General features: G+C 69.2%; 6 protein-coding genes. 4 read left to right on the plus strand and 2 right to left on the minus strand.

Annotated elements, in window-relative coordinates:
* Nucleotides 1-34: 34 nt before the first annotated feature.
* The 4 genes from OG295_RS41515 to OG295_RS41530 all read left to right on the plus strand — a co-directional run bounded on the left by OG295_RS41515 (nt 35) and on the right by OG295_RS41530 (nt 5,209).
* On the plus strand, nt 35-1,294 hold the full coding sequence (locus OG295_RS41515) for a ParA family protein (RefSeq protein ID WP_331733662.1): 1,260 nt from the start codon (nt 35-37) through the stop codon (nt 1,292-1,294).
* On the plus strand, nt 1,291-2,205 hold the full coding sequence (locus OG295_RS41520) for a ParB/RepB/Spo0J family partition protein (RefSeq protein ID WP_331733664.1): 915 nt from the start codon (nt 1,291-1,293) through the stop codon (nt 2,203-2,205). Before OG295_RS41515 ends, OG295_RS41520 begins: the two co-directional genes overlap by 4 nt.
* 184 nt (nt 2,206-2,389) lie before the next feature.
* Complete coding sequence (locus OG295_RS41525) at nt 2,390-4,651, plus strand: helix-turn-helix domain-containing protein (RefSeq protein ID WP_331733667.1); 2,262 nt, start codon at nt 2,390-2,392, stop codon at nt 4,649-4,651.
* A gap of 3 nt (nt 4,652-4,654) precedes the next feature.
* On the plus strand, nt 4,655-5,209 hold the full coding sequence (locus tag OG295_RS41530; protein ID WP_331733671.1) for an XRE family transcriptional regulator: 555 nt from the start codon (nt 4,655-4,657) through the stop codon (nt 5,207-5,209).
* 162 nt (nt 5,210-5,371) lie between these two features.
* Here the strand turns inward: OG295_RS41530 and OG295_RS41535 are convergent, their stop codons facing one another.
* Nucleotides 5,372-5,845: a hypothetical protein gene (locus OG295_RS41535; RefSeq protein WP_030242142.1), complete on the minus strand. Its 474-nt coding sequence runs from the start codon at nt 5,843-5,845 to the stop codon at nt 5,372-5,374.
* On the minus strand, nt 5,842-6,558 hold the full coding sequence (locus tag OG295_RS41540) for a hypothetical protein (protein ID WP_030242136.1): 717 nt from the start codon (nt 6,556-6,558) through the stop codon (nt 5,842-5,844). Before OG295_RS41540 ends, OG295_RS41535 begins: the two co-directional genes overlap by 4 nt.
* Nucleotides 6,559-8,067 lie beyond the last annotated feature (1,509 nt).

Genomic DNA, 8,067 nt, shown 5'->3' on the forward strand with positions numbered 1-8,067 from the left:
ACATGCACCCCAGAACGTTAGTAAAGTCCCTCTCATGACTTCGCCCTCGTCCCAGAACGACCGAGAGAAGGTCGTCTCCAAGCTCCCCCCGTGGCTCCGCCAGGAGTTGAAGATCCGCACCGCCCAACTGCGGGTCGACATCCAGGACGCCGTCCACCAGGGCATCGCCCACTGGAGCGGCCTCGCCTCCGCCCCCTCCCCCGTCGACACCGCGGGCGCCGAATCGTTCTCCACCTGGCTGCCCGCCGGTCAGTGGGAGTCCTTCCGCGCCGACTCCAAGGACCGCGGTGTCTCCCTCATCCAGGGCCTCGCCCAGGCGGTGCGCCTCTGGCTGGAGTTGAACCCGGCCCCCACGGTCAAGCGACCCTCCGTCGTCCGCCGCATCGTCGTGTGCAACCAGAAGGGCGGCGTCGGCAAGACCGCCATCACCGCCGGCACCGCGGAGGCCCTCGCGGAGGACCCCTCCTCCCTCCACCCGGTCCGCATCGCGCGCCAACTGGCCCGCCTCACCCCGGCCGAGGAGAACGAAAACCCCCACGCGCCGGTCACCCCGCTGGACCTCGAAGACCTTCCGGGACTCGGCATGCGCGTCCTGCTGGTCGACTTCGACCCGCAGGGCCACCTCACCAAGCAGCTCGGCCAACAGCCCCTGCCCATCGGCGGCGACAGCCTCACCTGCCACATGGCGAGCGAGGCCAAGGGACCGCTCTCCGCCCTGATCGTCCCCGTCCCGGACGACCGCTTCGGCGACCGCCTCCACCTCCTCCCCGCCTGCACCGACGCCTTCCTCCTCGACGTCCGCCTCTCCACGGTCCGCGCCCGCGAGGCCGCCCTCGAACGCGCCCTCGCCCCCGTCGAGTCCGATTACGACGTCATCCTCATCGACTGCCCGCCCAGCCTCGGCCTCAGCATGGACGCGGCCATCTACTACGGCCGCCGCCGCGACACCGAGCAGCCGGGCGCCTCCGGCGCGCTGATCGTCGTACAGGCCGAGGACTCCTCGGCCGACGCGTACGACCTCCTCACGTCCCAGATCAACGACCTGCGCGACGACCTCAGCCTCGACATCGACTACCTCGGCCTCGTCGTGAACCTCTACGACGGCCGCCGCGGCTACATCGCGACCTCGTCCCTCCAAGCGTGGATGGACATAAAGGATCCGCGGGTCGTGGCGATCGTCCCCGACCTCAAGGAACAGCGCGAAGCGGTACGGGTGAAGCAGCCGCTCTTCGTCTACGCACCGAAGGGCGACCAGGCCGTGGCCCTGCGCGCCCTCGCGAGGGAGATCTCATGAGCAAGGCAGACAAGCTCGGGGTATCGGCTTCCTTCGCCCGGGCCCAGCCCGTCGGCGTGAGCTCCCGCCGAGCCGCCATCGCCGAGGCCACGGGCGCCCCCACCTCCGGGGTCGTTCCCCCGTCCGAGGTGCCCATCGACGCCCTCGCCCACAACCCCTTCAACCTCCGCGAGGACCTCACGGACCTGGCGGAGCTGGCCGAGTCCCTGACCGTACGCGGGCAGCTCCAGCCCCTGGCAGTCGCGACCCGGATGGCCTTCATGGAGGCACACCCCGGGGCCACCGACGGCCTGGGCCGCGCCCCGTACGTGGTCATCGACGGCAACCGGCGCCTCGCCGCAGCCCACCTGGCGGGCCTGAAGACCATCCAGATCCACGTCAACGACTCCCTGTCGGCGTCGGCCGCGGACATCCTCGAATCGGCGCTCATCGCCAACGTCCACCGGGTCGACGTGGCCCCCATGGACCAGGCACGCGCCCTCCAGGAGCTGGTCGACGTCCACGGCTCCCAGGCACAGGTCGCCAAGCGGATCGGGAAGACGGCGGCCTGGGTCTCCCAGCGGCTGACCCTGCTCAACCTGACGCCCACCCTCCAGGAGAAGGTGGAGACGGGCGAGCTGAAGGTCGAACCGGCCCGCCGCATCGGCCGCCTCCCCCAGGAAGAACAGGCCGCCGCCGCCGACGAGAGCCTCAACACGGTCAACCCCCCGCGGCAGCGCACCCGCCCGGCTCCCGCCGCCAACCCGCCCCAGACACCGACCCCACCCCCCTCCCCGTCCCCCTCCCCCACACCGGCCCCCCGCATCACGATCTCCACCCACTCCCCGGAGACCATCGCGGACGCCCTGACCGCCCACCTCACCCCGGACGACCTGAAGGCCGTCACCGAACTCCTGATGACCCGCATCTGACCGGGCACCCAGGAAGCCACGGACCGACGAACGCCGGGGGCGCTGACGGCACCGGAACCGTCAGCACCCCCGCGTCCGGACCGTTAACGGCGTTAACGCCGTTAACGCCCCACGTGCGGTTCGCGTGCGTTCGGCGGTGCGCTTCACATAGGCTGCAGTCGTATAGCAGCTGCTGGAGGCACCAATGAGCGAGACGAACGAGCAGGCCACCCTCTTCGCGGCGGTCGACGCCCTGCTCGAAGAAGCAGCGGCCCAGGACGGGCTCCCCGAACCCGACGAACGCAAGCGCCTGCGCGAGGCCGCAGGTCTCAGCCAGGACCAGATCGCCAAGGCGCTCTCCGTCCGCCGCGAAACCGTCACCTCCTGGGAAACGGGCCGGACCGCCCCCCGCCCTCCCAAGCGAGCCGCCTACGCCCGCCTCCTGGAGGGCCTGGCCTCCCTCCACCCGGTCAACGGCGTTAACGCCGTTAACGCCACCCCGGCGTCCCCCACCGAGCAGACCTCCGAGCAGCAGACCATTAACGCCGTTAACGCCGTCAACCCCCATCCCCCCACCACGCCGGACCCCATTGACAGCGTTAACGCCGTTAACGCCGACACCCCTCCGGCCCCCGGAGCCCCCCTCCCCCGCTCCGCACAGCAGCCCCCCACCGTTAACGCCGTTAACGCCGTTGCCCACCCCACACCCGAACCCCCACGGGCAGCCCCCCACCCCCGCGCAGAACGACAGGCGCCCACCACCCCCCGCAAGCCGTCCAAGCGGCTCCCCCTCGCCCTCGAAGGCAACGGCCCCCTCGCCGTCCTGGACGGCACCGGCCACGCCCACGCAGCCGGCGGCGTCCTCCTCCCCCACCCCACCTCCGACCTCCCCGCCCTCATCACCTGGGCCCTCGGCCCCGACGCCGACCTCCGCGCCCCCCGCCTCCACCGCAACGGCAAGGACGGCGACCCCCTCCTCGTCCTCACCGCCCCCGCCGCGGAACGCCTCGGTCTCCCCCTCACCCTCGAAGACCGCCGCGCCCTCCGCCTCCCGGACAACCACCCCGTCATCAAGCAGCTCACCAAGGCCAAGTGGCAGCTCACCCGCCGCGGCTTCGGCCCCTGGCCCCGCATCTACCGCCCGGCCTCCCCCACCTCCGGCCGCCAGTGCGTCCAGCTCGCCGTCCTCCCCTGGGGCGCCCTCGACACCCGCGCCTGGGGCGAGGACACCGCCGACCTCCCCGCCCCGGAACTCGCCGAACTGCTCACCGCCTACGCCACCCGCCTCCTGACCCCCCGCGGCTCCACCGCCGTGACGGGCCTGGAACTCATGACGGCGCTGCGTCCCCCCACCCGCGCCGCACGCAACCCCGACACCAACACCTGGGAGTCCGCCCCCGTCGCCGGCTCCCTCACCCGCCCCGTCGACCCGGCCCCCCCGGAGGCCCCCGACGAGCACCCCGTGGTCGCCGCCCTGTACCCCCGCTCCCACCAGCGCACCCCGGACCAGGTCCTCGACGAAGAGGCCTACGACTGGATCCGCGACCCGGAGCTCCTCACCGACGCCGAATGCGCCGCCACCCACGCGGTCGGCCTCGATGTGAACATGGCCTTCGCCGCCGCCGCGAACCGCCTCACCGTCGGCCTGGGCCCCGCTGCCCACACCACGCACCCGCGCTTCGACCCGAAGACCCCCGGCTGCTGGCTGGCCGACCTCTCCTCCCTCCCCCACGACCCCCGACTCCCCAGCCCCTTCACCCCGCACGGCAAGCCCCCCACCGGACCGGCCTGGTACGCGACCCCGACCCTCGCCTACGCCCAGGAGCTCGGCCACGAGGTCCGCCCCACCGAGGCCTGGCTCCGCCCGGACCACGGCCCGTACCTCGACGCCTGGTACACCCGCCTCCGCGACGCCTACATGGCCACCATGGCCGACCTCGGCGTCACCTCCTCCCTCACCGAGTCCGAGTTCCTCCGGGCCATGGCGACCCACAAGCAGCACGACCCCCTCGCCGCCTCCGTCCTCTCGGCGATCAAGGCCACCGTGAAGGGCGGCATCGGCAAGCTCCGCGAGCGTCCCCAGGGCGCCGGCTACCGCCCGGGCGAACCCTGGCCCGCGCTCGAACGCCCCACCTGGCGCCCCGACATCCGCGCCGCCGTGATCTCCACGGCCCGGGTCAACATGCACCGCAAGATGCTCAAGCTCTCCACGGTGGCCGGCCTCCACCCCATCGCGGTCCTCTCCGACTGCGCGGTCTACCTCTCCCCCGGCCCCAGCCCCCTGGACCTCCTCCCCCGCACCCCGGACGGCAAGCCCCTCCCCGGCGGCTTCCGCCTCGGTGTCAGCCCGGGCATGGTCAAGCACGAAGGCACCCAGCCCCTCCTCTGGGCGGTCCAGATGCTTGACGAAGGCCTCAACCCCGCCCGCCACATCAAGGGCCACGACGCAGCAGCAGACGGCGAGTAATCCATGTCCGACATCTCCGACAGCCTGTCCAAGGCCGACGAACTCCACTTCACCCGCCCCGTCCCCAAGTCCGCGGGCGCCCAGATGCGCTTCCTCGTCAAGCAGCTCAAATCCACCAAGGCGGTCGCCACCACCCTCGGCATCTCCCAGCGCACCGTCGAGCGCTACGTGAAGAACCAGATCAAGCAGCCCAAGCCCGAACTCGCCGCCCGCCTCGAAGCGGAAGTACGCCGCCGCTGGCAGCCCCTGGTCCGCAAGCGTGCCCGCGAGCAGGCCTCCAGGACCACCGGACTCGTCATCGAGACCCGCGCCCGCTTCGGCTTCACCGCGGCCCCCGGCACCACCGACGACGGGCGCATGCGCCGCATCACCCAGCACCTCCCCCCGGAGTACGCGGGCCGCCTGTTCGCCGCCCAGGAGACCGGTGCCACCGAGAACCAGCTCCGGCACATCACCGCCGAGGCGCTCCAGGAGATCTACTTCAAGGACAACGGCGCCCGCGCCGGCGGCCTCCTCGTCGAGTTCACCGACATCGACTACGTCGACATCGCCTTCTGAAACCAACCGCCCCGAAAACCCCCCAAAACGGCTGGAATCGCCGAAGCCCCAGAATCGCCCCTCCAGCCCCCAGAAACCAAAGAGGGTCCCGGGATACCCCGGGACCCTCCAGCGCTCTCAAAACCCCCTCAGAAGCCCTCTACGGGCCTCCCTTTCGGGGGATCACCCCACGGCGTGCAAAGTCCTCCGCCGCTTCGACTCCGCAGCCTTCTTCGCGGCGGCCTGCGCCGCCCGCTTCTTCCGCTGCTCCGCCAGCTGGTCCTGGTACTCCGCCACCGCCTGGTGGTAACTGGCCACGTACCCCCGGGCGTCCAGCCGCTCCTCGGGCGCCATCTCGTTCACCGCGGCGACAGCGTCCTCGAAGGAGTTGTAGCCCGCCAGCATCGGGTTGATCTGATAGACCCCGTTCCTGACCTTCCGCACCAGCTTCGCGAGCTCCAGGCTCCGCAGCGCCGCGTTCACGCTCGGCCGGCTGAGCTCCAGCAGCCCCCCGATGGTGGCCTGATCGATGAGGATCCGCCCCCCGGGCTCACTCAGCGAACGCAGCTTCAGCAGCACGCGGTACGCGGCCGGCGGAAGGTCGAGGTCGGAGAGAAGCCCGTCTGCGTTGACCGCAGCGAATCGCAAGGTGCTCACTGAGCTGTCCCTTCTTCCTTGCGCTGTGCCCGGCTCAGCCGGCGCGCAGCGCGCTCCTTGGACCGTTCGGCCCGCAGTTCCTCGATTGCCTGCCGCATGTGGTCCAGCGACGGGAACCGCACCAGGTCCGGCAGGCTCGTATCGCTGCGAATCTGCGAGATGGTGCTGTGCTGCTCCACCTTCACGAACTCACCCGCCGTCTCGGTACCCGGGATGAACTCAGCCACCCGGTAACTGTAAGGCGGGTTGAACTGGTACACGCCCCGCCGCACCTTGAAGACGATCCCATGAGACATGACAGTGTGCAGCGCCTCCGACGTCTTTGTCCGGCTGACGTCCAGGATCGTAGCCATCTCCTCCTGAGTAAGTGGAATCCGGCCCCCCGCACGCTGGCACGCGATCAGCAGCAGGATCAGCCTCAGGGGCAATGCTTCCCTGAAGTACTGGGCAATCACCAGGAAGAACTCAAGGCTGTCCATGGAGAACGCATTTGGCTGACTCTGCGTCCCGTAGAACTCCAGCGGCTTGCGCTCACCGTCCAGCGTGAGCTTGCGGCTGGGATACCGCCTCGCGAGGCTGTCCAGATCCTTGACCGGAGCCAGCGGCTGACTCCACGCCGAGATCGCGTCATCAACGGGGAGATCAGGACGCGGCGCGCGCGACGGACTCGGCCGACGGCGCTGTGGCTCTGATGACACGAGGATGCTCTCCACTTCGTTGATCTGCAGAGAGAGTATGTCAACAAGGGTGACACTAATGTCACGCTCGTTGACGTTCGGCGTGTCTTGTGTCCCCCCAGGAGGGACACATCTCGGCCATGACCCCTTCAGGCCCCCTCTACGCGCCCACGACCCAACCACTCCGCCCTCTCACGCAGTTCGGGGGCGTATCTCCGCTAAAACGTCAGTCTCCCCGACGTTTTAGCCCAAAAAGCGTCAGTCTCGCTGACGTTTTGCGGTCGCTCTGTCCCCCTACCAGCGACACATCGACCGAGTTATGTCCCTTCTGAGGGGACATAACTTTCCCCGCGCACCACGCCTGACCTGCGACGACGCATATCCGTACTCTCTATAGGCCGTCAGCTGCCGCGCTTCACACGCCCAACGCCGTGACCAACCGGCTCTGAGCCCTCATTTCCTGACACCCCGACACCTGAACCACCCCAAGTCCCTGTACCGGACACCGTGTCCATAACCGCGCAGAATCTGACTGATTCCTATCTCTATCCCCAGAACACTTTGAAGCAACACACCCATCCACCCTTAACGCCGTTAACACTGTCGCCTCTCACTCCACCTCCTCTCGACCGCAACTCACCTCAACGTCCAACAACCCCCGATATGAGCAACCCAACACGGCATTGCCCCAGGTCAACCACACACCGCCAAACCCCACTCAAAACTCGACCGCCCAACTAAAGCGATGGTTTAGCCACACCCCACCTCGCACCGCGAACACCACACGCCAGGTGCACACCCACGCCCCCGCCGGCCGACGGAAGCCACAAGACCAACCTTCAGAACAACTCCGCTCCAGAACAGACCGGAAGACCTCAGAACCAAACCCTCAGGGCGCACCTGGAGCCAGAGAACCTTCCTGCTCAGGCGAGCTCTGGGCAGGCGAACCACCGGGGCTGAACAGGGAAGGCAACGGCCTGTCCCCCTCGGCCCCGAACATAGCGAGTCCACAGGTGCAGGGGTAAAGGCTGGCCGCCTCGACGGCCAACTGAGCTGACGCCATCGGAACGAAGTGGGGAGACCCCCAGGCCCTGGTTGGGTGGGGCTTGGCCCATGAGACAACCAGGCAAGGTCTACCCAGGCATGCAGCGTTTGGGCCCTCACAGAAGGCCGGCCAGCGTCCGGGTAGTAGGCAACATCGAGCGCAGCGAGGTAAGTCCCTGGAGCGAAGCGGAGGCCGTCCTGAGGCAGGGCCATGGTGGGCCCAGGCCGCTCCGCCGAGGGCAGCGAGGCCTGTTTCCGGAGCGAGGCGGAGGGAACTCCTGCCGGAGGCAGGCCATCATGCTCTAACCCACTTTTCAAGCGCTCAGCGCTTGTGCTCTCGCCTAAGGCGAGAGCAGGGTCCGCGGAGCGGACCCTGCTGGACGTAGCGAGGCGTTTCCGAAGCGAAGCGGAGGAAACCCCTGCCGAAGGCAGGGCAGTGGTGGGCGTAGCCCACCCGCCGAGCGCAGCGAGGCGGGGTCTCTTCCCAAGCGCGCAGCGCTT

The organism is Streptomyces sp. NBC_01276 (genome assembly GCF_041435355.1).
Taxonomy (GTDB): domain Bacteria; phylum Actinomycetota; class Actinomycetes; order Streptomycetales; family Streptomycetaceae; genus Streptomyces.

Coding starts and splice junctions, on each gene's coding strand:
- OG295_RS41515 (WP_331733662.1), top strand. CDS start 35: ATGACTTCGCCCTCGTCCCAGAACGACCGAGAGAAGGTCGTCTCCAAG.
- OG295_RS41520 (WP_331733664.1), top strand. CDS start 1,291: ATGAGCAAGGCAGACAAGCTCGGGGTATCGGCTTCCTTCGCCCGGGCC.
- OG295_RS41525 (WP_331733667.1), top strand. CDS start 2,390: ATGAGCGAGACGAACGAGCAGGCCACCCTCTTCGCGGCGGTCGACGCC.
- OG295_RS41530 (WP_331733671.1), top strand. CDS start 4,655: ATGTCCGACATCTCCGACAGCCTGTCCAAGGCCGACGAACTCCACTTC.